The 26,107-nt window shown below is 40.9% G+C and carries 20 protein-coding genes; 11 read left to right on the top strand and 9 right to left on the bottom strand.

Annotated features, from left to right (window positions below; all coding sequences use genetic code 11):
• Window positions 1–42 precede the first annotated feature (42 nt).
• On the bottom strand, window positions 43–2,040 hold the full coding sequence (locus DX873_RS06225; protein ID WP_181899446.1) for an IPT/TIG domain-containing protein: 1,998 nt from the start codon (window positions 2,038–2,040) through the stop codon (window positions 43–45).
• A 248-nt stretch (window positions 2,041–2,288) separates the two neighbouring features.
• On the opposite strand from DX873_RS06225, the gene DX873_RS06220 reads away from it, so the two are divergent.
• The 3 genes from DX873_RS06220 (at window position 2,289) to DX873_RS06210 (ending at window position 7,775) form a co-directional block, all read left to right on the top strand.
• A complete protein-coding gene (locus tag DX873_RS06220) occupies window positions 2,289–3,635 on the top strand; it encodes a M24 family metallopeptidase (protein WP_116183622.1) in 1,347 nt (448 codons plus the stop codon).
• Between the two features lie 131 nt (window positions 3,636–3,766).
• Complete coding sequence (locus DX873_RS06215; protein WP_116183621.1) at window positions 3,767–5,569, top strand: carboxypeptidase-like regulatory domain-containing protein; 1,803 nt, start codon at window positions 3,767–3,769, stop codon at window positions 5,567–5,569.
• A gap of 1 nt (window position 5,570) precedes the next feature.
• Window positions 5,571–7,775: a TonB-dependent receptor plug domain-containing protein gene (locus DX873_RS06210; protein ID WP_116183620.1), complete on the top strand. Its 2,205-nt coding sequence runs from the start codon at window positions 5,571–5,573 to the stop codon at window positions 7,773–7,775.
• Here DX873_RS06210 and DX873_RS06205 read toward each other — a convergent pair whose 3' ends face one another.
• Window positions 7,776–9,404, bottom strand: a complete 1,629-nt coding sequence (locus tag DX873_RS06205; protein ID WP_116183619.1) for an acyl-CoA carboxylase subunit beta — start codon at window positions 9,402–9,404, stop codon at window positions 7,776–7,778.
• A 67-nt stretch (window positions 9,405–9,471) separates the two neighbouring features.
• On the opposite strand from DX873_RS06205, the gene DX873_RS06200 reads away from it, so the two are divergent.
• From DX873_RS06200 to ettA, 3 genes are all read left to right on the top strand, one after another.
• On the top strand, window positions 9,472–10,455 hold the full coding sequence (locus DX873_RS06200) for a Gfo/Idh/MocA family protein (RefSeq protein WP_116183618.1): 984 nt from the start codon (window positions 9,472–9,474) through the stop codon (window positions 10,453–10,455).
• A gap of 69 nt (window positions 10,456–10,524) precedes the next feature.
• Entirely contained in the window at window positions 10,525–10,701 is a 177-nt protein-coding gene (locus DX873_RS18845; protein ID WP_164731607.1) for a CAL67264 family membrane protein, read from the top strand.
• A 34-nt stretch (window positions 10,702–10,735) separates the two neighbouring features.
• A complete protein-coding gene (ettA, locus tag DX873_RS06190) occupies window positions 10,736–12,427 on the top strand; it encodes an energy-dependent translational throttle protein EttA (RefSeq protein WP_116183616.1) in 1,692 nt (563 codons plus the stop codon).
• 11 nt (window positions 12,428–12,438) lie between these two features.
• Here ettA and DX873_RS06185 read toward each other — a convergent pair whose 3' ends face one another.
• Together DX873_RS06185 and DX873_RS06180 are read right to left on the bottom strand one after the other, a co-directional pair.
• Window positions 12,439–13,119: a hypothetical protein gene (locus tag DX873_RS06185; protein WP_116183615.1), complete on the bottom strand. Its 681-nt coding sequence runs from the start codon at window positions 13,117–13,119 to the stop codon at window positions 12,439–12,441.
• A gap of 61 nt (window positions 13,120–13,180) precedes the next feature.
• On the bottom strand, window positions 13,181–13,954 hold the full coding sequence (locus DX873_RS06180) for an MBL fold metallo-hydrolase (RefSeq protein WP_116183841.1): 774 nt from the start codon (window positions 13,952–13,954) through the stop codon (window positions 13,181–13,183).
• A gap of 168 nt (window positions 13,955–14,122) precedes the next feature.
• On the opposite strand from DX873_RS06180, the gene DX873_RS06175 reads away from it, so the two are divergent.
• Window positions 14,123–15,010, top strand: coding sequence for a hypothetical protein (locus DX873_RS06175; protein WP_116183614.1), 888 nt, complete (start codon window positions 14,123–14,125; stop codon window positions 15,008–15,010).
• An 82-nt stretch (window positions 15,011–15,092) separates the two neighbouring features.
• Here DX873_RS06175 and fumC read toward each other — a convergent pair whose 3' ends face one another.
• The 4 genes from fumC to prfB form a co-directional block, all read right to left on the bottom strand.
• A complete protein-coding gene (fumC, locus tag DX873_RS06170) occupies window positions 15,093–16,490 on the bottom strand; it encodes a class II fumarate hydratase (protein WP_116183613.1) in 1,398 nt (465 codons plus the stop codon).
• A 340-nt stretch (window positions 16,491–16,830) separates the two neighbouring features.
• Window positions 16,831–17,319, bottom strand: a complete 489-nt coding sequence (locus DX873_RS06165) for a hypothetical protein (protein ID WP_116183612.1) — start codon at window positions 17,317–17,319, stop codon at window positions 16,831–16,833.
• Between the two features lie 88 nt (window positions 17,320–17,407).
• Entirely contained in the window at window positions 17,408–17,761 is a 354-nt protein-coding gene (gene arsC, locus DX873_RS06160) for an arsenate reductase (glutaredoxin) (RefSeq protein ID WP_116183611.1), read from the bottom strand.
• A gap of 12 nt (window positions 17,762–17,773) precedes the next feature.
• Window positions 17,774–18,869, bottom strand: a protein-coding gene (prfB, locus tag DX873_RS06155) for a peptide chain release factor 2 (RefSeq protein ID WP_116183610.1) whose coding sequence is annotated in 2 segments (ribosomal slippage) — window positions 17,774–18,805 and window positions 18,807–18,869 — 1,095 coding nt in all. Because the reading frame shifts where the segments join, the coding sequence is not laid out codon by codon here.
• Window positions 18,870–18,954: 85 nt separating this feature from the next.
• Between prfB and DX873_RS06150 the strand changes: the two genes are divergently transcribed.
• Window positions 18,955–21,357: a zinc-dependent metalloprotease gene (locus tag DX873_RS06150; RefSeq protein WP_116183609.1), complete on the top strand. Its 2,403-nt coding sequence runs from the start codon at window positions 18,955–18,957 to the stop codon at window positions 21,355–21,357.
• Between the two features lie 12 nt (window positions 21,358–21,369).
• Window positions 21,370–22,395 (top strand): threonine aldolase family protein, encoded by a 1,026-nt coding sequence (locus DX873_RS06145; protein ID WP_116183608.1) that lies wholly within the window; start codon window positions 21,370–21,372, stop codon window positions 22,393–22,395.
• Here the strand turns inward: DX873_RS06145 and DX873_RS06140 are convergent, their stop codons facing one another.
• Window positions 22,396–22,722 carry a YbaB/EbfC family nucleoid-associated protein gene (locus DX873_RS06140; RefSeq protein ID WP_116183607.1) on the bottom strand — a complete coding sequence of 109 codons (327 nt, stop codon included), beginning with the start codon at window positions 22,720–22,722 and terminating at the stop codon, window positions 22,396–22,398.
• A 51-nt stretch (window positions 22,723–22,773) separates the two neighbouring features.
• Here DX873_RS06140 and DX873_RS06135 point away from each other — a divergent pair, with 51 nt between their 5' ends.
• On the top strand, window positions 22,774–24,912 hold the full coding sequence (locus tag DX873_RS06135) for a S9 family peptidase (RefSeq protein WP_116183606.1): 2,139 nt from the start codon (window positions 22,774–22,776) through the stop codon (window positions 24,910–24,912).
• A 71-nt stretch (window positions 24,913–24,983) separates the two neighbouring features.
• Window positions 24,984–26,024, top strand: a complete 1,041-nt coding sequence (locus DX873_RS06130; RefSeq protein WP_116183605.1) for a cysteate synthase — start codon at window positions 24,984–24,986, stop codon at window positions 26,022–26,024.
• Window positions 26,025–26,107 lie beyond the last annotated feature (83 nt).

Below are 26,107 nucleotides of genomic sequence, written 5' to 3'. Positions count from 1 at the left end.
TCATAAGATAAGACCCTTTCACTGTTGCTAATCAGTTTATGGTTATTTTTTGAAAATATACGCCGAACCACTGTTCTGCCCTTGGTCATCATCGTTCATCGCTCCGATTATTGCATAATCACCATCCAAGGCTACAGCTGTTCCAAATGCGTCACCTTCTTGGCTATCATTTGGAGAAACCTTACTGATTTGATTCCATGATCCTTCATTCACCTTGAAGGCATAAAAAACTCCACTGTTGTTTCCTAGCTCGTCCTTTTTCGGAGCGCCGACGATAATATAACTCCCTGAAATTGCTACCGCTGATCCAAACTCGTCATTGGAAACCCCATCTTGTGCGGTCAACTTATTGATTTGAAACCAATTACCTCCTTGGTTCTCGAAAACATAAGCGGCACCATCATTAACTAGCATATCACCATGATCATGCCCTGGTGCACCAACAATAACGTAAGTCCCATCAATGGCAACAGCGGTTCCGAAAAAGTCTGTATTTGTTCCATCATTGGCGGCTAACTTTTTGATTTCAGCCCAATTTTGATTTCGATCAAATATAAAAGCGACTCCACTATTGAATCCGTTTTCATCGTCAAGTTGAGCACCGACCACGGCATAATCTCCATCAATGGCTACGGAATACCCAAATAGATCGGTTTCATTGAGATTACCATAGAGCTTTTTAATTTGACTCCAGTTTCCGCCATTTTCTTCAAAGATATAGGCCGAGCCCTCGTTTGAACCAAAAACATCATCCCTCATGGCTCCTGTGATGATATAGTTCCCTGAAATGTCCACGGAATAACCAAAAAAATCATCGATTTCTTTGTCATTGGCAGTCAGCTTTTGTACTTGACTCCAATTTTGGGTTCCATCAAAGACATAAATCGCACCGGTGTTTGCGTCGACTCCTGGCGCACCCACCACGGCATAATCTCCATCAATTGCCACAGAAGAACCAAACCCGTCATCTGGAATAACTTCATCTACAGTAAGTTTCTTATGGACAGACCAAGACTCACCATTTCTTTTAAAAATAAGCACTGTTCCAATATTGCTGCCTTCTTCGCTTGGCCCACCTACTATAGCATAGTCTCCATCTATATCCACGGAATGCCCAAATATATCCCCGGCAATTCCACCTTCAGCCAGTAATTTGTCCAATTCAGTCTTAAAAGGATAGGTCACGGTAAAATCAACATCGCTTTCGGCAATTTGACCGTTCACTTCAACGGTAACCTTCCCGGTGGTTGCTCCCTCAGGAACTGCGGTTGTGATCACATTGCCATCGACTGCATCCACTTTGGCCAAAACACCATTGAAACGAACCTCATTGTCCTCTGGGTTGATTCCGGCATTTTCCATTGTGATATTGACGACATCTCCTACTATACCTTGATTTGGACTCACTTGGATAATGTTTGGAGAACCGATTACCGTAAAGTTGTCGGTACTTTCTGCGGTAAGTTCGTTCACAGTAACACTGATTTTTCCAGTAACGGCCATTTCAGGAACTTTTACTACCAGTTTTGTGGTACTGGTAGTAATAAATTCTGTTACAAGAATGTTTCCAAACCGAACCTTATTATCTCCTGTTACTTCAGAGAAATTTTGTCCCTGAATAGTAACTTCTGTTCCCGTTAACCCTGAATCAGGGCTAAAAGAGGAAATAATTGGAGGATGTATAACCATAAAATCTGTGTCACTGGTAACCAATGGGAATTGACCTACTTTTAGTGTTATGGGGCCAGTAGTGGCTCCTTCGGGTACATTGACTTTGAGTTGGGTAGCGCTGGCACTGGTTAATGTTGCGGTGGTACCATTGAATTTTACGGTATTTTCAATAACTGTTGTTGCAAAGTTTTTTCCATTTATGGTCACTTCCGTATCCTTTGTCCCTTTTTGGGGAGTAAATCCTGTTATTTCTACTATGGTATTGGAGTCTGGATTGTTGACAGGGTCATCCTTATCCTTGCTGCAGGAATATAGAAATAGCAAAAACAAGGACACTAAAATGAAATTGATTTTTTCTGAAGAAGACATAATTGACATTGTTTTTAAGAGTTAGTACTCTAAAAAACAATATTACATTTTGAAAGAAGGGTACGAATTGATGTATAGGTCTTTTGAGTTGATGGATGAAAAAAAATGTTTACGGTCTTATATATTGAGCTTTCAAAAAGACGAGATTCCTTTATTGGAGATTCTTTTAAAGAAACGGAAAAATCCAACGAAAGAAAACCATAGGGCAATTAGGCTAAGTTTCGTAAATTCCGAGGAAAATAAATTATATGAGACTTTTTTCCTTTCTTTTCTTTACTATTCTGACTTTTTCTACACATGCCCAGCAAATTTTACCAGAGCATCAACGGGCCCGAGTGGTAGATGAAATTTTGGAAGAACGTTTCAACACGCTTCTTCCCAAGATGATGGATGATACGGATATTGACATGTGGATTCTAATTTCTAGGGAATACAATGAAGACCCTGTTCTTAAAACAATGTTGCCGGCCACTTGGTTAAATGCCAGACGCCGTACCATTTTGCTTTTCTATCGGAACAAGGAAAAAAACACCATTGACAAGTTGGCCGTAGCTCGTTACAATGTTGGAAAAAGTATTATTTCTGCTTGGGACAAGGACAAAGAACCCAATCAGTGGAATAGGCTTATGCAGTTGATCAACGAAAGAAACCCGAAGAGAATTGGACTTAATTTTTCCAAGGACCACAATATTGCTGATGGACTTGACAAAACGGACTATGATGGGTTCATGGAAAACTTGCCTAAAAAATATCACTCAAGAGTGGTTTCCGCGGAACAACTTGCAGTAAGGTGGATAGAAACGCGCACAGATCGCGAGATGACCATCTTTAATCAATTGGTGGACATTACCCATGATATCATCTCCGAAGCTTTTTCAGAAAAGGTAATCACTCCAGGAATCACAACGACCACTGAAGTGGAATGGTGGATGAGACAAAAAGTAACAGATCTTGGATTGGAGACCTGGTTCCATCCAACGGTAGATATCCAGAGAACCAGTGAGGAGCTGGTGAGTCATCTCTATTCTTTTTCTGGTAGGCCAGATGATATGGTAATCCAACAGGGCGATCTTTTGCACTGCGATTTTGGAATTACGTACCTACGACTCAATACCGATTGCCAGGAATTGGCCTATGTTCTAAAACCTAATGAAACCCAGGCACCAGATTTTTTGGTTGAGGCCTTGAAGGATGGCAACCGGGTACAGGACTTTCTGACCACCAACATGATAAAAGGAAGGACAGGAAACGAGATTTTAGCAAAATCCTTACAGGAAGCCCGGGATGCTGGTCTAAAGCCGGCTATTTATACTCATCCTCTGGGAACTTATGGACATTCTGCGGGCACCACCATCGGTATGTGGGATGCACAAGGAGGGGTAATGAAGGACGATGGTGAAAACTATCCACTAAATCCGAATACGGTCTATGCCATAGAATTGAACACCACGGTCAACATACCAGAATGGAAGCGTGATATTAGAATTATGCTGGAAGAAGCAGGGTTTTATGGAGAGGATGGTTTCAGGTATGTAAATGGCAGACAAACCCAATTAATGTTGATTCCCAGGCCCAAGCTTCACCTTGGTGAATAGATAGTGAGAGAGAAAAAGACCACATTATTCTGGGATTAGTTCAAAAAAAAAGTCCTAAATTTAAGAGGAACGATATTTACTCCTTAAAATTCAGGAGGTTACGACACCTTTTTTGATTTAATTTGAATAACATGGACTACAAGTTTTTTCTCGTATTGTTTATGGCACTTTCCTCCATACAAGTGTCGTTTTCCCAAGCCCAAATAAAAAAGGTCAAGGGTACTGTTACCGATGGGGTGGCTCCACTTCAGAATGTGAATGTCAGAATCAAGGAAAATGGAACAGGGGTAAGGACCAATTCCGATGGCCAATATGAAATTAGAGTTGAAGAAGGCCAAACACTGGTCTACAGTCATGTTGGGAAAATTTCTATTGAAATCAAGGTGGAAGATGTAACTAGGTTTCTGAACGTTGAAATGTTCGATAAAATTGAGCAATTGGATGGGGTGACCGTAACTAAAAGAAAAAGAAAATCGCAGAAGGAATTATTGGAAGAGTTTCCTACCAACAAAAATCTCGTGAAAACTTCTTTTGGAGTTTTGGACAAGGAACGCTCTGGACATAGAATGAGAATTATCGAGGGGAAAGATTTGAGCAACACCGGACAGGATTTTGTAGATGGTTTGCAATCATGGATTCCGGGTATGCAGGTCTTTAGACCTAGTAGTCTGCGGCCAGGTGGGGGGGCATTGCAAAAGAAACTTAGAAGACCTACGGATTTGACCATGCCGGTAGTCTATTTGCCTAGAGCCCTACAGTCCATAAATGTAGTACCTGCCGTCTTTGATGTGGATGGTATTATCTATACCGAAGCTCCGGTATTTATCAGTTCTACCAACATAGAAAGAATAGCTGTCATTGAATCTTTGGCCGGGGTGGCCAAATATGGTTCTTTGGGCGCTGGCGGAGTAATTGTCATCAATACAAAGTCTGTGGGCACGTTTAATAAAGAGCCGGGAACCCAAAAACCTTTTGACCAAGCCAAATTAAGGAACAATTTTATTCAGGACGGAGATGTTTCCCCTTCATCTTTGGTGCCGGAATATCTTTTGAAATTGAATAAGTCCCAGGAAAAGAGTACAGCTAAGGAAACTTTCTACGAACTCGAGAAGCGTTACTCAAGTTCACCCTATTTTTATTTGGATGCCTTTTCTTTCTTTAGCAATACCATAGAGGATAATGACATGTCCGGGAAAATCAGGGATAAGATTGTCCAGAGGTATTCCACCGATCCAACTGTGCTCAAGGCGCTTTCTTTTATGCTGGAAGAATCTGGGGATTATGAGAGGGCCATTGATATTTATAAAGAAGTATTTGTTTTACGCCCGCATTATGCGCAATCCTATTTTAATTTGGCCAAAAGCTACCAATATGCCGGCAAGATAGAGAATGCAGCAACGCTATTTGCCCGTTACAACTATTTGATCCAAGAATCTTTTTTCGAGGAATCGGATACGTTTACACCTATTTTGGCCAAAGAATTTGACAACCTCTTAGCACTGAATGGGGCAATAATTGGAAAAAACAGTACTACGGTTAAATTGAATCAAGATGATTTTAAAGGAACCCGTTTGGTTTTTGAATGGAATGATGGAGAGGCAGAATTTGAGCTTCAATTTGTAAATCCTGAAAAGCAATACTATACTTGGAAACATACCCTACGGGACAACCCAGAACGGATAAAAGAGGAGAAGGAGCATGGTTTTTCATGTGAGGAATATCTACTCTATGAACCACAGGATGGGACATGGAGTATCAATGTGAAATATATGGGAAACAAAAGCCTGACACCGGCTTATTTAAAAGTTACCGCTTATCATAATTTCAATACCAAAAATCAAAAAAAGACTATTAAAGTGTTCAGATTGGGGAATAAAAACCAAAACCGACCTTTATTGTCAATCAATAGTTCAAACCTTCTTTCCATTAATTAAAATGAAACGTTACACACTATCGATTTTTTTACTTCTAGCCGGGATAGTTTTTTCCCAAGAAAAGAAAGAAATAACAATTTGTTGGGATGTTTCCCTTTCCATGATGGATAGGGATTTGGATAAGGAATTCTATTTTTTGGATGCCTATTTCAAGACTGTTCAGAATGCAGATGTTGCGTTGTTGACCTTTAGCGATCAGGTACTGTCCAAAGATGATTTTTTGGTTGATGATGGAAATTGGTCTTCAATCAAACAAAAACTTGAGGGATTGTCCCATGACGGAGCTACCTCATTTGATGCATTGGGGAATTACGTAGGAGAAGGAGAAGTACTAATGTTTACTGATGGATTGCAAAACATGGGCACAGGTGTTCCAAATTTCAGCGGAGAACTTTATGTTGTTAATAGTAAAAAAGACTTTGATCGGGCCACGCTCAATTTACTGACCATAATGAACAACGGAAATTTGGTGAACCTCTTGGAAGAAAAAGACAGAAACTTTTCCAACACTGTGGTGAATGAGTATTCTGGCAGAATCTATAGTGGTACGGAAGGTCTTGCCAATGCACAGATTTACTTAAAGGGAATGGACGAGAATGCCACCAAATCAAGTTCTGATGGTAATTTCTCGATACAAGGAGCTACTGGTGATACGTTGGTGGTTCTTTTTGGCTCCAGAAAAAAAGAAGTTGCGCTTGGTGAGAATTTATCCCTGAACTTATCTTTTGCGGATAGTGGAATTGCGCTGGACGAAGTTGTGTTGGAAGGAGAAAAGGGTATTGAAAAGGTTGAGACGGTTACCACTGCTTATGGTGAAGAGAACAAGGATAAAATTGGCTATGCCGTACAGTCCATAACTGAAGAGGACATTGCAGATGTGTCAACAACTGCTAACAATGCTGTCCAGGGAAAATTTTCAGGTATGCGCTTGGGGCAAAATGATGACTTGAGTCAAGTAACGATGCGGCCCAGTAATTCAATTCTTGGCAATAATTATGGTTTAATTGTCATAGATGGTGTCCCTATGAGTAGAACCAAATCAGCAAGTTCTGTCAGCGATCAAATACCTGATGGCCAAATTGGTATGCCAATAACAGTGGTGAATAATGCACAATTTATTGACCCGAAGAACATAGCAAAGATTACAGTGCTCAAAGGATTGGCGGCTACCAATAGATTTGGTAGTTTGGGAGCTAATGGAGTACTGTTGATTACCACTAAGACGGCAACAGTAGATGGCCCAAAAGGGGAGAAGCCAGACTTGGCCCGCCTCAAGAACAATATTTACGACGGTAAGGTAAAGGTCAATGCAAAGACTCTGGTAACACCTTATCTACGAGAATTAAAAAACGGTAAGAACTTACAAGAGACTTACGGTATATATCTTGATCAAAGAAAGTCGTACAATGATACTCCGGAATATCTTTTGGATCTTTTCGAGTTTTTCTACAATTCAAGCCCAGAAATAGCAAATCGAATTATATCCAATATATTGGAAAAAGAAGATGCTAGCTATGAGGAACTTCGTGGAATGTATTTAAAATGCTCGGAAAAAGGAAACCATGAACTGGCATTTTTGGCCGCCAATAGGATTGCGGAAAAGTTTCCGGATAAAATACAGTCCTATCTGGATTTGGCCATGGCGCATAAGAACAAGGGAAATTACCAGCAAGCTTTGGATATCCTAAATTCAATGCTTGAGGGCACGGCCAATCCTTCATTAAATTTGAACGGATTGGAAAAAATTGTGGGTACCGAGATTAGGAATTTGATTAATTCGCACAAGGCCCAGCTGAATATATCCAAAGTTGCTCCAAAATATCATAACAATTTAACCTATGATGCAAGATTGGTATTGGAATGGAACAATCCTGATGCTGATTTCACCGTACAATTTGTGAATCCCCAGAAACGGTTCTTTAACTGGGAGCACACAGATTTTGGTGACAGAAAAAGGATTTTGGATGAATTGAAACAAGGATATTCCAGTGAACAGTTCGAGATTTTTGGAGCTGAGACCAAAGGAAATTGGTTGTTAAATGTTTCATACAAAGGCAATCGCACTTCAGGTAACCAAATGCCAACATTTTTGAAATGTACTGTACAGCGGAATTTTGGCCGACTCAATCAGACCGAAGAAGAGTTTATTATACGCTTACATGATGTAAATGAAGACCAACAACTGGCAAAGTTTACCGTACAGTAACTAGACCTGTAACACTCCCATGTTGAATTTCTTTTCCGTTGGAGCGTGGTTGGCGGCCTCAATCCCCATTGAAATCCATTTTCGGGTCTCCAAAGGATTTATGATGGCATCTGTCCATAAGTGGGCAGCAGCATAATAGGGCGAAATTTGATGATCGTAGCGTTGCTTGATTTTATCAAACAGCGCTTTTTCTTTTTCTGGATTTAAGGGCTTGCCATTTTTTTCCAGAGAGGCTTTTTCAATCTGTAAAAGTACTTTAGCGGCAGAATTTCCGCTCATTACGGCCAGTTCTGCACTGGGCCAGGCCACAATCAATCTTGGGTCATAAGCTTTTCCACACATGGCATAATTGCCTGCTCCATAACTGTTTCCTATTATAACAGTGAACTTGGGAACCACCGAATTGCTCACTGCGTTCACCATTTTGGCTCCATCTTTAATGATACCGCCATGCTCACTTTTACTCCCTACCATAAAACCGGTAACATCCTGAAGAAACACCAGAGGAATTTTCTTTTGGTTGCAGTTGGCAATAAATCTTGTGGCTTTATCTGCGGAGTCGGAATAAATAACCCCGCCAAACTGCATTTCTCCTTTTTTGGTCTTGACCACTTTTCTTTGATTGGCCACAATGCCCACTGCCCAGCCATCAATACGGGCATAACCTGTTAGAATGGTTTTTCCGTAGCCCTCCTTGTATTGTTCAAATTCGGAGTTATCCACCAATCTTTTGATGATTTCAAGCATATCGTATTGATCCCCTCTTGAAACAGGTAGAATCCCATAAATATCCTCAGGGTTTTCCGTAGGACTTTTAGCTTCAACACGACTGAATCCTGCCTTATCAAAATCTCCAATTTTATGGACAATGTTCCTGATTTTATCCAGAGCGTCCTTGTCATCTTTAGCTTTATAATCTGTGACACCACTGATTTCAGAATGGGTTGTGGCCCCACCAAGGGTTTCATTATCAATGGTTTCACCAATGGCGGCTTTCACCAAGTAACTTCCAGCCAAAAAGATGCTACCGGTTTTGTCCACAATAAGTGCCTCATCACTCATAATGGGCAAATAGGCCCCGCCAGCAACGCAGCTGCCCATTACGGCTGAAATTTGGGTGATGCCCTTACTGCTCATTATGGCGTTGTTTCTAAAAATCCTTCCAAAGTGTTCCTTATCCGGAAATATTTCATCCTGCATGGGAAGGTACACCCCGGCACTATCCACTAAATAAATAATGGGAAGATTGTTTTCAATGGAGATTTCTTGTGCCCTTAAGTTTTTCTTGCCAGTAATGGGAAACCAGGCACCAGCCTTTACTGTGGCGTCATTGGCCACAACAACACATTGCTTTCCATGGATATATCCAATTTTTACCACAACACCACCTGAAGGGCATCCTCCATGCTCTTCGTACATCCCTTCTCCGGCAAAAGCACCAATTTCAATGGTTTCAGAGTCGTTGTCCAAAAGGTAGTCAATACGCTCACGAGCAGTCATCTTGCCTTTGGCATGGTGTTTTTCAATACGTTTTTTTCCACCCCCTAGTTTTACCAAGGTCAGTTTCTTTCTTAATTCAGAGAGTTTCAGTTTATTGTGGTCTTCGTTTTTATTGAAGTTCAAATCCATGTGCAATCAATCAATTTCTTAGGGTTCGCTAAAGATAAGGAGTTATAATCATTACTTTTGATTTGGTATGGAACGAAAAATAAAATGGGGAATTATCGGGCCTGGAAGAATAGCCCATAAGTTTGTTTCCGACTTAATACGTGTTGAGGATGCTGAAGTCACTGGAGTAGCTTCTAGATCCTTACGGAAGGCCAAACAATTTGCTGATGAATTCAATATTGAGCATGCGTTTGGGAATTATGAGGAGCTATTTGCCTTTGATGAGGTGGATATTCTGTATGTCGCTACACCCCATAATTTCCATAAAGATTTGGCCATAAAAGCTATGGAGGCCAGGAAGCATGTCCTCTGCGAAAAACCTCTTGGAATCAATCGGAAGGAAGTACTTGAACTTACCGAATCTGCCAAAGAAAATAAGGTGTTTTTAATGGAAGGACTCTGGTCCAGGTTCAATCCTTCCATCGAGAAAGCAAAGGCTTTAATAGACAATGGGGAGATTGGAGATGTGTCATACCTCCAAGCTGATTTTGCATTTTATGCGCTTGACCGTGATGAGGAATCGCGATTACTGAACCCACACCTAGCCTCTGGCTCTCTTTTAGATATCGGAATCTATCCTATTTTTCTTGCTTATTTACTGTTGGGAATGCCTCAGAAAATACAGGCGACATCAAAATTTCATCCAAACGGAACCGAAATACAGACCTCGATGATTTTTGAGTATGATACTGCCCAGGCTATGTTATATAGCGGATTTATGGGAAATTCCAGAATGGAAGCTGAAATTTCCGGAACCGTGGGTGAGGTATTCATTCAACCGAGGTGGCATGCAGCCAATAGTTGTTCCGTAGTAAAAAATGGCACTACAGAAGTCTTTGAACTTCCTATTGAAGGAAATGGTTTTGTATATGAGATTTTGGAAGTACATAATTGTCTTAAAAACAATAAACTACAAAGTAGTTTGTGGTCTCATCAGAACAGTTTGGATTTAGCGGAGCTACTGGATAGTGTCCGGGATAGGTGTGGTATTCACTTTCCCTTTGAAACATAAATTGAAGACCATTATTAAGATTAGTTCATTTTTTACGATATTTGAATTTCTACACATTTATCTATGGGAATGAACAAAAACACAGTACTTGCATGGGCCACCTGGATTATGATCTTTGTGGGATTGGGGATGATTGCATTAGGAGCTTTCAAATATGATGAGGTCGCTGGATATGGCTTTGGTGCAGTAGGTATTGGTTTTTTTGCAATAGCTTGGGTTTTTAACGCTCTGAAAGGTAGAGTGTAGTTTAGCTTTCCTCTTTTAACCAAAAAACAATTCAATGTCAGACGATAAAAAAGTCATTTTTTCAATGTCTGGGGTTACCAAGACCTTTAAAACGGCCAATACCCCGGTTCTTAAGAATATTTATCTCAGCTTTTTTTATGGAGCAAAGATTGGAATTTTGGGTCTCAATGGCTCAGGAAAATCCACATTATTAAAAATAATTGCTGGGGTTGACAAGAATTATCAGGGGGATGTAGTTTTCTCTCCAGGATATACTGTGGGCTATCTTGAACAAGAACCACAACTAGATGAAGAAAAAACCGTGCTCGAAGTGGTCAAGGAAGGTGTGGCCGAGACCGTTGCCGTTTTGGACGAATACAATAAGATCAACGATATGTTTGGTCTTCCCGAGGTCTATGAAGATGCGGATAAGATGCAGAAGCTTATGGACAAGCAAGCCGCACTACAGGATAAGATTGATGCTTCAAACGCATGGGAACTGGATACCAAGTTGGAGATTGCCATGGATGCGCTTCGCACACCTGAATCTGATAAGAAAATCGGGGTGCTTTCAGGAGGAGAGCGCAGAAGAGTTGCTCTGTGCAGATTATTGTTACAAGAACCCGATGTGTTGCTGTTGGATGAGCCAACAAACCACTTGGATGCCGAATCTGTGCATTGGTTGGAACATCATTTAGCTCAATATAAAGGAACAGTTATTGCTGTTACGCACGACCGTTATTTTCTGGATAATGTAGCTGGATGGATTCTGGAATTGGATAGAGGAGAGGGAATTCCGTGGAAAGGCAATTACTCAGGATGGCTGGATCAAAAGGCCAAGCGTTTGGCCCAAGAAAGCAAACAGGCCTCCAAAAGACAAAAAACCTTGGAACGCGAGCTGGATTGGGTTCGACAAGGAGCCAAGGGAAGACAGGCCAAACAAAAAGCCCGTTTAAAGAACTACGATAAGCTTCTTAGCCAAGATCAAAAGCAGTTGGAGGAAAAATTGGAGATCTATATTCCCAATGGCCCGCGTTTGGGCACCAATGTGATTGAAGCCAAAGGAATAAGCAAAGCTTATGGGGACAAATTGTTGTACGAAGATTTGAACTTCAATTTGCCTCAAGCTGGAATCGTAGGCATTATTGGACCTAACGGTGCTGGGAAAACTACAATTTTCAGAATGATCATGGAAGAGGAAACCCCAGACAAAGGTGAATTTGTAGTGGGGGACACGGCAAAAATTGCATACGTTGACCAAAGTCACTCTAACATAGACCCCAATAAGTCCATTTGGGAGAATTTTAGTGATGGACAAGAATTGGTGATGATGGGAGGGAAGCAGGTGAACTCCAGGGCTTACCTGAGTCGTTTTAACTTTTCCGGAAGTGAGCAGAACAAGAAGGTAAGCATGCTTTCCGGTGGTGAACGAAACCGTCTTCACCTGGCCATGACCCTAAAAGAAGAAGGGAATGTACTGCTCTTGGACGAGCCTACCAATGATTTGGATGTAAATACCTTGAGAGCTTTGGAAGAAGGTCTTGAGAATTTTGCCGGTTGTGCGGTGGTGATTTCACACGATAGATGGTTCCTGGATAGAATCTGTACACATATCCTAGCCTTTGAAGGAGATTCTCAAGTGTACTTTTTTGAAGGTTCCTTCTCGGATTATGAGGAAAACAAAAAGAAACGCTTGGGAGCTGACATTATGCCCAAGCGTATTAAGTACAAAAAGCTTATAAGATAAATTTAATAGCTTTAATCTTCTTCATTAAGTTTTTGAAGCCCTTCCTCCAAAAGTTTTTTGGCTTGTTCCAGGTATGCTTTTTTGTGCGCTTTTAAACTGTTTGGCATATTTTCCTGTTCTGACGGATTGTCTCCTATAGTTTTGGAAAGCGCAATCATTTCTTCAATGGCCTTCTGTGTACTGTTCAATTTGGTTTGGGCGTGTTTTTGAAAAACAGCGACCATTTCTTTTTCAACAGCACTTTGGTCCACTTCGTTTTCTGCAGGATAGGCCTCATGTTCCAATGTGGTATCTCCGCTGTCCTCAATAGTTGTTGAAGTACCTAGGGTACATTCATCCAGAAGGGTGATCAATTCATTGATGATTCCAATTGATTTTTTGGTGAAGTACCTGCCTGCATCCCAATCTACAGGTTCAATGGCCTTGTTTAAACTCTCAATGGCATCAAGGGTCTTGTCCTCAGATTTAGCACAATCACAATCTCCCAAAAAGGTTTTTGATTTTTCCAGAGCGGTCATCGCTCTTTCGGAATAATACATTTGATGCTCAAAATTGGTCGCAGTCATGGCCTTTTTAGAATGGCTTAAGGCATACGTGACTTTGGCATAATAGTTATCGCACTGGTTGGAAAAAGAAAGATGGATTCCAAGAACTAGTGTTATGGCCCATAAGGCATAAGTTTTAGGATTCATTGGTTAAGTATTGATTTGGTCTATTTCCTAAACGATAATATGGGGTCAATATTTTATGTAATCAAAAATCATCGTTCGGATACCAGTCCAGCTGTACCACCTTTATTTCCGAATTTCCCTCATTTATGAGGGTTTTAAACTTTTTCACATCACTGACCTCAGGCCGACCCCTAAAATGGTAGGGATAAACTTCCTTGGGCTGAAATTCTAGAACTGCACTAGCGGCACTTTCCACGGTCATGGTATAAGGAAGGTTCATACAAACAAAGGCCTTATCAATATTCTCAAGTGCCCTCATCTCAGGAATATCCTCGGTATCTCCTGAAAAATAGATTCTCATACCTTCCATATTCAGTACGTAACCGTTTCCTCTCCCTTTTTCATGAAACTTGAGTGCTTCCTCTCTTAAATTGTACATGGGTATTGCTTCAACCGTTATTCCATAACGTTCTTTGGAAGCTCCATTATCCAATACATCGATTTGGGGCGTAAATACCTCGGGAATCTTGTCGGCAACTGCTTGGGGTACCATAATCTTTGCCTTTTCCGTATTGAGTTCCTGTAGGGTTTCCAAACTAAAATGATCTCCATGGATATCGGTGATCAGGATTAAATCCGGGTTTTTCTGACCTGAAAATGCAGTTTTACCACCAACAGGGTCTATATATATGGTGATATCATTCCACTCAAGAACCGCAGTGGCATGTTCTATAGGTATGATTTTTAGAGATGAAATCTCTTCATTCTCCTTTTGTTCAGATTTTTGTGCTTGAGTTTCCTTACAACCAGCACTAACAATCAGGGAAAGAAATAGTAAACTGACGATTTTTTTCATAAAACTATGCTTTATGGTTTCCTTTAAAATTAAGAGTTTCAGGACATAAGAAATATTTTTTTTGAGATTATTTAGGCCTATATGATCCAAACCAAAAGTAAGTCCGTATATAAACCATACACAATTGATCAATAAAACTTAAACGAGAATCAATTAATTTAAGAAGTTATGAGTGAAACAAAGAATAACAACGGATTGAAGGTGATTGCCGGTTTGCTTGGGGTGGTTCTTTTAGGGACTATTATCTATACTGTAAGCCTTTACCAAGATAAGAAAAAGACGACCGATGCCCTTACTCAAGAAAAGGAAATCGTAGTTAATGATTTGAACAACCTTAAGGCTGAGTACGACAAAGCCATTTTGGAAAGCAATGCTACCAATGAAGAATTGGTTGCCGCTAGAGACAATATTGCAAAATACATAGATTCTGTACAAGCTATGAAAGCTGACATTGCAACACTTTCAAGATACAGAAGACAAGTAAGTGTTCTTAAAGCTGAAAGAGAAAAGCTTATGAAGCAGGTGGATTCTTTAACGCAGTCCAACTCTTTGTTGGCCATGCAAAGGGACAGTACATTTGTTGAGTTGGAGAAACAAACTGTTTTTAACGATTCTTTGATCGTTCAAAATACACAATTGGCAGACGCTGTTGAAAGAGGATCTGCACTAAGTCTCTCTAGTTTCTCTGTTGATGCAGTAAGAGAAAGAAACAGCGGAAAATTGGTTTCTACCTCTAGAGCTAAGGCCACTGACAAATTCAAAGTATGTTTTACAATTACTGACAATGTGATAGCTGAAGCAGGTGATAGAGAATTTTTCATCGAAGTTCTTGACCCACAAGGAAATGTTTTGGGAGACAGCTTTTCTAAGTCTACAGAAGAAGGTGCATCAATTACTTATAGTAAAGGTACCAACTTCTATTATGAGAACAGCTCTTTGGATGTTTGTGATTACATCAATAAACCAGCCAGCGATTTCCAAAAAGGGAACTACATGGTAAACGTTTATGATAACAAGTTGAAGCTACTGGGAACTTCCAAGTTCACCTTGAAATAATATACACTATCCATATAACTTAAAAGCCCGGTTCTTTTTTAAAGAACTCGGGCTTTTTCTATTTTCGGAAGGTACCTAAAACTTATTTCAGACTGCCAACCATATCCTCAGGTTTCACCCATTCGTCATATTCTTCGGGTGTTACATATCCTAAATTAATGGCCTCCTCTCGGAGCGTAGTCCCATTTTTATGGGCGGTATTTGCAATTTCAGCTGCTTTGTAATACCCTATTTTGGTGTTCAAGGCAGTAACAAGCATTAAGGAATTGTTCAAAAGGGTCTTGATTACTTCATGGTTGGGTTCAATTCCTACCGCACAGTTTACATCAAAACTTACACAAGCATCTCCCAAAAGTTGGGCGGACTCCAGAATATTTGCAGCCATCATAGGCTTGAATACATTAAGTTCATAATGGCCCTGAGTTCCACCTACGCCAATGGCAACATCATTGCCCATAACCTGTGCACAGACCATGGTCATGGCCTCACATTGGGTAGGATTGACCTTTCCGGGCATAATGGAGCTTCCAGGTTCATTGGCAGGAATTATAATTTCACCAATACCAGAGCGAGGGCCAGACGCCATCATTCTAACATCATTGGCAATCTTGTTCAAGGAAACGGCCAACTGCTTCAATGCTCCATGACTTTCCACTATGGCATCATGAGAGGCCAAGGCTTCAAATTTGTTTTCTGCAGTTTTAAAAGGAAGACCGGTAAACTCGGCAATGTACTTAGCTACTACAACATCATATCCTTTCGGAGTATTGAGCCCAGTCCCCACAGCCGTACCACCAAGTGCAAGTTCGCTCAAATGGTCCAGGGTATTCCGGAGTGCCTTTAGGCCGTGGTCCAATTGTGAAACATAACCTGAAAATTCCTGCCCCAGGGTTAGGGGGGTAGCATCCATTAAGTGAGTTCTACCAATTTTCACTACATCTTTGAAATCCTTGGACTTTTTGGCCAAGGTATCACGCAATTGTTTTACACCTGGAATAGTGACCTCCACAATTTTTTTGTAGGCCGCAATATGCATTCCAGTAGGGAAGGTGTCATTTGAGGACTGACTTTTGTTGACATCATCGTTGGGTTGAATAGTCTTCTCGCCCTCACCGATTTTTTTTCCGGCTATTTCATGTGCTCTGTTAGCGACCACCTCGTTCACGTTCATGTTGCTCTGGGTACCGGAACCGGTCTGCCAAATGACCAAAGGAAACTGGTCATCGTGCTTTTCCGCCAATATTTCATCACATACCTGGGCTATAAGATCTCTTTTTTCCGAAGAAAGAACTCCAAGCTCATGATTGGCATATGCGGCAGCCTTTTTAAGGTAGGCAAAGCCGTAGACCACATCCAAAGGCATAGAGGCAGGCGCCCCTATTTTAAAGTTGTTTCTGGACCGCTCGGTTTGCGCGCCCCAATACTTGTCAGAGGGTACTTTAACCTCTCCCATGGTATCTTTTTCTATTCTGAAGCTCATTGTCAAGTTTTTATATGAATACGCAAATTTAGGGGTTCGTGCACATAATCTAACATGACATTTGTTCTATTGAACATTTTTTGATCACAGATTTGTTTTTTTTGATAAGATCAAGGTATCTTTGTGGAACAAAAGAGAAAATAATGTTTGAATTTGACCAATACCTAGGTTTTCTAGCTTTTTTAACCATTTTGACAATTGGATTCTGGTTGATGATATTTTTGTTGACTTTTGTTGTCCCTTACTGGTTGGTTGGCAACCTTAGGGAAATGCTTAAAGAAAGACGCGAGGCTAGACGAGCTGAGCAAGAGATATAAAAAAAGAGGCTTTAAGCCTCTTTTTATTTTTTTGATTTCTTCTTTTTTTCCTTCTTTCCTTTTTTCTTCTTTTTGGTTTTGAATTTGTTTTCTTGAAGTTCTTGGAAAGCTTGGTACTTATCTTCCGGTAGTCCGGTTTTTAGTTCCTCATCTTGGCGATTCTTGATTTTTTCCACTGCCTCTTGCAAAGACGCTCCCTCAAGTTCCAATATCTGAACCTCAATACGTTGTTGAACGGATTTTACCAAAGTGGTTCTCACCACAGCTTCTTCAAAGGGGTCAAGTGCCAAAGCTTCTGTTATTGATGGCATTTGCTGATCAACAATCTCCTCTGCGGTCAAATTTTCCGGTTCCTTGGGCGCATCTGGCGTATTGGGAACTATACTACGTTGTCTTCCATACCTGCTGCCGTATCCGTACGGATTCCCGTACCCATATTGGGCAGATAGCTCTGAAATGCCCAAAAGCCCCAACAAAAGTACCAACGTAAAAATGGTTTGTGTTTTTTTCATAATCATTAAAAGTTATGTCCTGATGAACTGGTTCATAGCTTTCAAAATGTGTACCACAATGTACAAAACTTCAAAAACCCAGCATAATTTAGGAATTATTGGATAGCAAGTCGGAAATCTTTTCAGCTGGTCTTCCAATAACCGCCTTACCGTCTTTTATTACTATGGGTCGTTCAATGAGCTTTGGATTTTCACTCATCGCTGCAATGATTTCATCGTCAGAAAGTTGTTTTCCCTTATAGTTTTCCTTCCAGATGGCTTCATTTTTTCGGACCAATGCTTCCGGTTCAATGCCCAGATACTGTATTACATTTTTCAACTCTTCTACAGAAGGAACGTTATCCAAATACTTGATTATCTCGAACTCTTGCCCAGATTTTTCCAAAAGTTCAAGTCCTTCTCTGGACTTTCTACATCTTGGATTATGATATATTTTGATCATACTTTAATGAATTTATTCTTCTTTTTGCCCCATCATCATTAGATAAGCCTTTAAAAATGGATTGATTTCGCCGTCCATTACCGCATCAACATTTCCAGTTTCTTTGGCGGTTCTAACATCCTTGACCAATTTATACGGATGCATCACATAGTTACGTATTTGCGAACCCCATTCAATTTTCATTTTTGAAGACTCTATTTCCGCGCGGGCTTCCTGCTTCTTCCGTAATTCGATTTCATACAACTGGGATTTAAGCATTTTCATTGCCGTGGCCCTATTGTCATGCTGCGACCTTGAATCGGAACAAGATATTTGAATTCCCGTAGGTTTGTGGACCAATTGTACCTTGGTTTCTACCTTGTTCACATTTTGTCCGCCGGCTCCGCTGGAACGTGCCGTAGTAATTTCAATATCTGATGGGTTGACATCAATTTCAATGGTATCATCAACCAACGGATAAACATAGACCGAGGCAAAGGAGGTGTGGCGTTTAGCATTACTGTCAAAAGGAGATATTCGTACCAATCTATGCACACCGTTTTCCCCTTTTAGCCAACCAAAAGCGTATTCTCCCTCAATTTCCAAGGTTACGGTTTTAATACCAGCTACATCTCCCTCTTGGTAATTGAGCTCTTTGACCTTATATCCGTTCTTCTCGCTCCACATGATGTACATCCGCATCAGCATGGAGGCCCAATCACAACTTTCCGTTCCTCCCGCTCCCGCGGTAATCTGAAGAACCGCCGTGAGTTCATCTCCCTCATCGGAGAGCATGTTCTTAAATTCAAGATTTTCAATGGTCTCCAGAGCCTTGTCAAATTGCTGTTGGACTTCTGTCTCGTCCACTTCACCAGCTTGTTGGAATTCGATGAGAACCTCAAGGTCGGCCGTTAAAGTTTCCGCAGTGTTGAAGTCCTCTACCCATTTTTTCTTGGATTTTATGGATTGCATCTGTTTCTGCGCTTCCTGGGGATTGTCCCAAAATCCTGGTGCTAGGGTCTTTTCCTCTTCATTCTCTATTTCAATGAGTTTGGCATCAATGTCAAAGATACCTCCTTAACGCTCCAAGGCGTTCAATAAGATCTTTCTGCTGATCTGTAGTAATCATACAATCAAAATTTCAAGCAAAAATAGTATTTCAATACGGTGAAGCAACGAAATTTCTCTAAATTTAGCATCCACGAAACACCGATATGAAAAATCAACTTATTTACACGCTACCGATTCTATTTTTTACCTTTTTCTTGAACGCACAAAGTTTTGATAAGACCAAGGATTATCAGAAGTTCAGTGGGTATTTCAATTTTTATTATGACGATTCCTCGGACAAGATTTTCCTTGAGGTAAATGAGTTGGAGAAAGAGTTTTTGTATGTGTATTCCCTAAGTAGTGGAATAGGAAGTAATGATATTGGCCTGGACAGAGGACAATTGGGCAACGAACAGGTGGTTTATTTTAAGAAGGCTGGTCAAAAATTATTGCTCGTTCAGCCGAATCAACGATTTAGGGCCTTAACTGATAATAATTTGGAGAAGAAATCGGTAGAACAGGCTTTTGCAAAGTCGGTTTTGCATGGTTTCAAAATTGAAGAAGAATCAAGGGGAAGTTATCTTATTGACATTACGGATTTTTTAATGCGTGATGCACATGGGGTTTCCCAAAGGTTGAAGAGAACCAAACAGGGGTCATACTCGCTCGATGCTTCCAAAAGTGCGCTGGCCTTTGAGCGGACCAAAGCATTTCCAAAAAACGTTGAATTTGATGTTACCCTTACCTTTAAAGGTAGTCCAACCGGAGATTGGATTCGTTCTGTGACTCCAAATCCAAATCTGGTAACGGTTGCGCAGCACCATTCGTTGATCGCACTGCCAGATGACAATTACAAAAAAAGGGAATTTGACCCACGATGCGGCTCATATCCGTTTTCTTACTATGATTATGCAACTCCAGTGCAAGAACCCATCTTAAAAAGGTTTGTGACTCGACATCGATTAGAAAAGAAAAATCCAAATGCCTCTATGAGCGAAGCAGTGGAGCCCATTGTTTATTATTTGGATAATGGAACTCCAGAACCAGTACGCTCGGCTCTGTTGGAAGGAGGACGTTGGTGGAACCAGGCGTTTGAATCCATCGGTTACAAAGATGCATTTCAATTGAAGATTTTACCAGACGATGCCGATCCCTTGGATGTACGTTATAATGTAATCCAATGGGTACACCGATCTACCCGTGGGTGGAGCTATGGAAGTAGCATAACCGACCCAAGAACAGGGGAAATCATCAAAGGACATGTTAGTTTGGGAAGTCTTCGTATACGCCAAGACTTTTTAATAGCCCAAGCCCTGATGAGCAAGCCCTTTGCGGAGAATGATGACAATTATGGACCAATGTTGGAAATGGCTTTGGCAAGAATCCGTCAACTATCTGCCCACGAAATTGGGCACACCTTGGGGTTTGCGCACAACTTTGCGGCCAGTACCAATAATAGGGCCTCAGTTATGGATTACCCACACCCACAATTTGAATTGGATGGAAACACCATAAACTTCAGTAATGCTTACGATACGGGAATTGGCGAATGGGATAAGGTCACTGTAGCGTATTCTTATTCTGATTTTACTGGAGGAACCAATGAAAAGGAAGCGTTGAACGCTATTCTGGAAAAAGCACAGAATGATGGGCTTCGTTATATTTCCGATCAAGATGCCAGACCTAGGGGAGGAGCCCATGCATTGGCCCATTTATGGGATAACGGCAAAAATGCGAGTCAGGAATTGGATAAGGTCCTTCAAATACGAAAAGTGGCCATAGACAATTTTTCGATGGATAATATAAGGTCAGGCGAACCAAACTCAGTTTTGGAAGATGTTTTTGCGCCCCTGTACTTCTTTCACAGATATCAAACCGAAGCAACTTCAAAATTGATTGGAGGATTGGATTACAACTACGCAACCAAGGGAGATGGACAGCGTACTGTATACTCCATAAGCGCCAGTTCACAGGAAAATGCGCTCAAGACCATTCTAAAAACACTTGATGCCGAAGTAATTGCCATTCCAAAGGAAAAGCTGGAGCTCTTTCCACCGCGAGCCATAGGTTATGGAAGAAGTCGAGAGTCCTTTAAGGGTAGGACGGGAGTAAGTTTTGATGCCCTTTCTGCCGCAGAGACAGCAACGGACATGACACTTGGATTGTTACTTCATCCTGAACGCGCTTCTCGTTTAATCCAACAAAAAAGCTTGGACGAAGACCAACTGGGACTTACTGAAGTCTTGGAAGAAACTCTTAGAAGAACCATCAAAAGATCCCATAAAGATTCATACTTGGCTGCAACCCAGCATACAATTAATTTTAAGGTATTGCACCATATCATGAACCTTGCCGCCCATACGGGAGTTCATCCTCAGGTGAATGCTATCGCTAATCAGACTTTAAAAGAAACAAAGACCCATCTATTGGGCAATGGAAAAAATAGTATTTCGGTGGAAATGGTTCGAAGAATAGATGCATTCTTGGATAAACCTGAGAAATTTAAGACCATTCCAGCACCAAAAATCCCTGATGGATCTCCTATTGGGATGGGCTGTATGCATTAATCCGCGGAATTTATGAAAATCAATTTAATAAGTGATACGGTGACAAAGCCCACCGAAGGAATGCTGCAAGCCATGATGAGTGCTCCTGTGGGTGACGATGTGTTCAAAAATGACCCCAGCGTTAATGCTTTGGAGGAAAAAGTAGCGGACTATTTTGGTCGAGAAGCTGCATTGTTCTTCCCAAGTGGGACAATGACCAATCAAACTGCGATAAAATTGCATACCCAACCAGGAGAACAGCTGATCTGCGACAAGTATGCCCATGTATACAATTATGAAGGGGGAGGGGTAAGTTTTAATAGCGGGGTATCCTGCAAATTAGTAGATGGCCATAGAGGTATGATGACCGCGGAACAAGTTGAAGAGTCCATCAACCCACCTGATTTTTACCATAGCCCCTTGACTTCACTGGTCTGTATTGAAAACACGACAAATAAAGGCGGTGGAGCTTGTTGGGACTTTGCAGAATTGGAACGCATTAAAAATGTATGTGATCAAAACAACCTAAAGTATCATTTGGACGGAGCACGGCTTTGGAATGCCTTAGTAGCCAAAAAGGAAAATCCAAAGGATTACGGGAGTCTTTTTGATTCTATTAGTGTTTGTTTGAGCAAAGGTTTGGGTTGTCCAGTAGGCTCGGTCTTGGTGGGCGATCAAAAATTGATTGATGATGCGCTTCGAATTCGGAAGGTGCTTGGAGGAGGCATGCGTCAATCAGGATATTTGGCCGCTGCGGGGATATATGCATTGGACCACCACGTGGAAAGATTGGCGGAAGATCACAAAAAAGCTACAGAAATAGGAAAATCTCTGAAGAGTTTGGACTATATAAAGAAAGTTGAGCCTATTGAGACCAACATCATAATTTTTGAATTGGATGAATCAAAAATGATGGCCCCATCATTTTTAAAGAAGCTCGAGGAAAATAAGATTTCCATAATTGGAATGGGCCAGGGCAAGTTGCGCATAGTGACCCATTTGGACTATACGGATACAATGCACAAGCATTTTCTCAATGTGCTTAGTACATTGGGATGATTATTTAAAGAAAGAATCCATTCCAGGAATATTGGGCATTCCTTCCTTGGCAACAGCTGCCAATTCGGCTTCGTTTACACTGGTAGCCTTCTCTATGGCCTTATTTAGGGTGAGAATCAAGTAATCTTCCAGTTGTTCCTTGTCCTGAAGCAGGGAATCATCAATTTCAATGGATTTAATTTCCCTATTGGCAGTAAGGGTAACCCTAACCAACCCATCGGCCGATGTTTCATCTACCATTACAGAGTTCAACCTTTCTTTGGTTGCCTTCACCTTTTCCTGGGTTTCCTTTAGCTTACCCATCATACCCATAAAATCTCCAAACATAATGCGAATGTATTTGCGTCAAAAGTAATAAATTGGCACAAACCATTATCTATGAAACATTACATCTCCAACACACATCTTCTTTTATTATGCCTTATTTTTGCGGGCTCTTGTAAAAACAAAAAAGACAAATCCATGGATATACAACCTCCAATTGCCAAAAAAAATCCAACAAATCTAGAGAAGCACGGTGATGTACGGGTAGATAACTATTATTGGATGAACAATAGGGAAGATCAGGAGGTCATTGATTATTTGAATGCTGAAAATTCGTATTACGCTGCCATGACGGCACATACCAAAGAGTTCCAGGATCAGCTGTTCACCGAAATGAAGTCCCGAATAAAAGAGGATGATTCTTCAGTTCCCTATAAATTGGATGGATATTGGTACATATCTAGATATGAACAGGGAATGGAATACCCCATACATGCTAGAAAAAAGGAAAGTTTGGAGGCCCAGGAGGAGATAATGTTCGATTGCAATGAAATGGCCAAAGAGCATGAATATTTCAAACTAAGAGGGATTTCAGTAAGTCCGGACAACACTTTGGCTTCTTTTGCTACCGATACAGTTTCTAGAAGACAGTATACAATCCAAATAAAGAATTTGGAGACAGGTGAGATTTATCCCGATAAAATTGAAAATACCACTGGAAGCTCTGCATGGGCAAATGATGGTAAGACTCTTTTCTATACTAAAAAGGACCCTGTTACCCTAAGGGCCGATAAAATTTATAGACATAAGCTGGGAACTCCTTCAGAGGAAGATGTATTGGTCTTCCATGAGCAGGATGATACCTATAATACTTTTGTTTATAAGACAAAGTCAAGAAAGTATATTGTGATTGGTTCTGTAAGCACCTTAACATCGGAATATCAAATCTTAAAAGCGGATGACCCTGAAGGGGACTTTGCAATATTTTCCCCACGCGAAAGGGGTGTTGAGTATTCCATATCTCATTATAATGGTAGTTTTTACATCCTTACGAACAAGGATAAAGCCACTAATTTTAAATTGATGAGAGCTTTTGAGGAGAAAACAGACTCCGGTTCTTGGGAGGAGTTTATTCCGCATCGTGAAGATGTATTGTTGGAGGATGTAGAGATTTTCAAGGATTACTATGTCCTATCAGAAAGAGAAAATGGTCTAAATAGGCTTAAAATCTCTCGTTGGGACGGCAAAGACAGCTATTATCTTCCGTTTGAGAGCGAAACCTATGTGGCCGGAGCTTCGGTTAATCTTGATTTCAACACCAAGGTTTTCCGATACTATTATAATGAAATGGGCGCCCCTTATGCCGTGATTGATTTTGATATGGAGGAAAAGACCAAAAAAATCCTGAAAGAACAAGAGGTTTTGGGAGGAACTTTCGATAAGGCCAACTATCGCACCAAGAGGGTATGGGCAACAGCGGCTGATGGTGTTAAAATACCCATTTCCATGGTATTCCATAAAAATACCAAGTTCGATGGCACAAGTCCGTTGCTACAATACGCTTATGGTTCGTACGGACACACCATTGACCCCTATTTTTCTTCAGTGAGGCTAAGTCTATTGGACAGAGGTTTCATCTTTGCCATAGCACATGTGCGGGGAGGTGAGTATTTGGGAAGGCCATGGTACGAAGACGGCAAGCTTTTGAACAAAAAGAACACCTTCACTGATTTTATAGACTGTTCCAAATATTTAATTGAGGAAAAGTATACCAGCGCCCAGCATTTATATGCAAGCGGAGGTTCTGCCGGAGGTTTATTGATGGGGGCGGTCGTAAATATAGCTCCAGAGCTATATAAAGGTGTAATTGCCTCCGTACCCTTTGTAGATGTAGTAACAACCATGTTGGATGATAGCATACCCTTGACCACCGGAGAATATGACGAGTGGGGAAATCCCAACGATAAAGAATATTACGCGTATATGAAGTCTTATTCACCATACGATAACGTTGGGGCCAAGGAGTATCCTAATCTTTATGTATCCACTGGGTTGCACGATTCTCAGGTACAGTACTGGGAGCCTGCCAAATGGGTGGCAAAGCTACGGGAATACAAAACAGATGACAATCAATTGTTTTTAGATACCAACATGGATGCGGGGCATGGCGGCTCTTCAGGGCGTTTTGAAGCTTTAAAGGAGACTGCCAAGGAATATACATTCATTCTTAACCTTGAGAATAAGGTGCCTTAAAATAAAAAGTGCTATTTTTGTGCCGGATAAATTTTACGTTAGTAGGATTTATTCCTTACCTAATCCCAGTTATGAGAAAACAGATAAATGCGTACAGCAATATCCTTGACTTAATTGGAAATACCCCTTTAATAGAGCTAAACAAAATTGCAGCCCCCCTCACCGGAAATTTCTATGCAAAAGTAGAAGCTTTTAACCCAGGGCATTCGGCAAAGGACCGAATAGCTGTATATATTATTGAGGAAGCAGAGCGCAGGGGTATCCTTAAACCAGGAAGCACAATCATTGAGACCACATCGGGCAATACAGGCTTTAGCCTTGCCATGGTCAGTATTGTTAAGGGATACAAGTGTATTTTGTCCGTAAGTTCAAAATCGTCCCCTGATAAAATCGACATGTTGCGTTCCATGGGCGCCAAGGTATATATATGCCCGGCCCACGTAAGCGCGGATGACCCTCGATCTTATTATGAGGTGGCCAAACGTTTGCATCAAGAAACCAAGGATTCCATTTATATCAACCAATATTTTAATGAACTCAATATTGAGGCACATTATAACACCACCGGACGTGAAATTTGGGAACAAACCAACGGCGAAATCACGCATTTGGTTGCTTGCAGTGGAACCGGAGGGACTATTTCTGGTATAGCTCGATACCTAAAGGAACAAAACCCCAATGTTAAGGTGTTGGGTGTAGATGCTTATGGTTCAGTACTCAAAAAGTACCATGAAACCGGAGAATTCGACCACAATGAGATTTATCCTTACAGAATTGAAGGCTTAGGGAAAAACTTGATTCCAGCAGCAACGGATTTCAACTGTATAGACCGCTATATTAAGGTTACAGATGGAGAGAGTGCCCATATGGCCAGAAAAATAGCCTTTACCGAAGGCCTTTTCGTGGGATATACTAGTGGAGCGGCCATGCAAGCGCTATATCAATTGAATACAGAAGGTGAATTCACAAAAGATAGTAACGTAGTAGTGGTATTCCCTGATCATGGTTCTAGATACATGAGTAAGATTTATAGCAATGAGTGGATGGAAAACCAGGGTTTCTTTGATATTGAGAATGCAGAAATGCCTGAAAAGGTAGAATATATAAAGTAAACGACTCAAAAAGTTAATCAACTGAACGACAATGACTTTCATTGTCGTTTTTTTGTATCTAAATTTCGTTATGCGCGCTAGGG

This window comes from Flagellimonas nanhaiensis, assembly GCF_003382275.1.
Classification (GTDB): Bacteria; Bacteroidota; Bacteroidia; order Flavobacteriales; family Flavobacteriaceae; genus Flagellimonas; species Flagellimonas nanhaiensis.
Note: the sequence above shows the minus strand (reverse complement) of the source record. Positions and strands in the feature narration are given on the sequence as shown.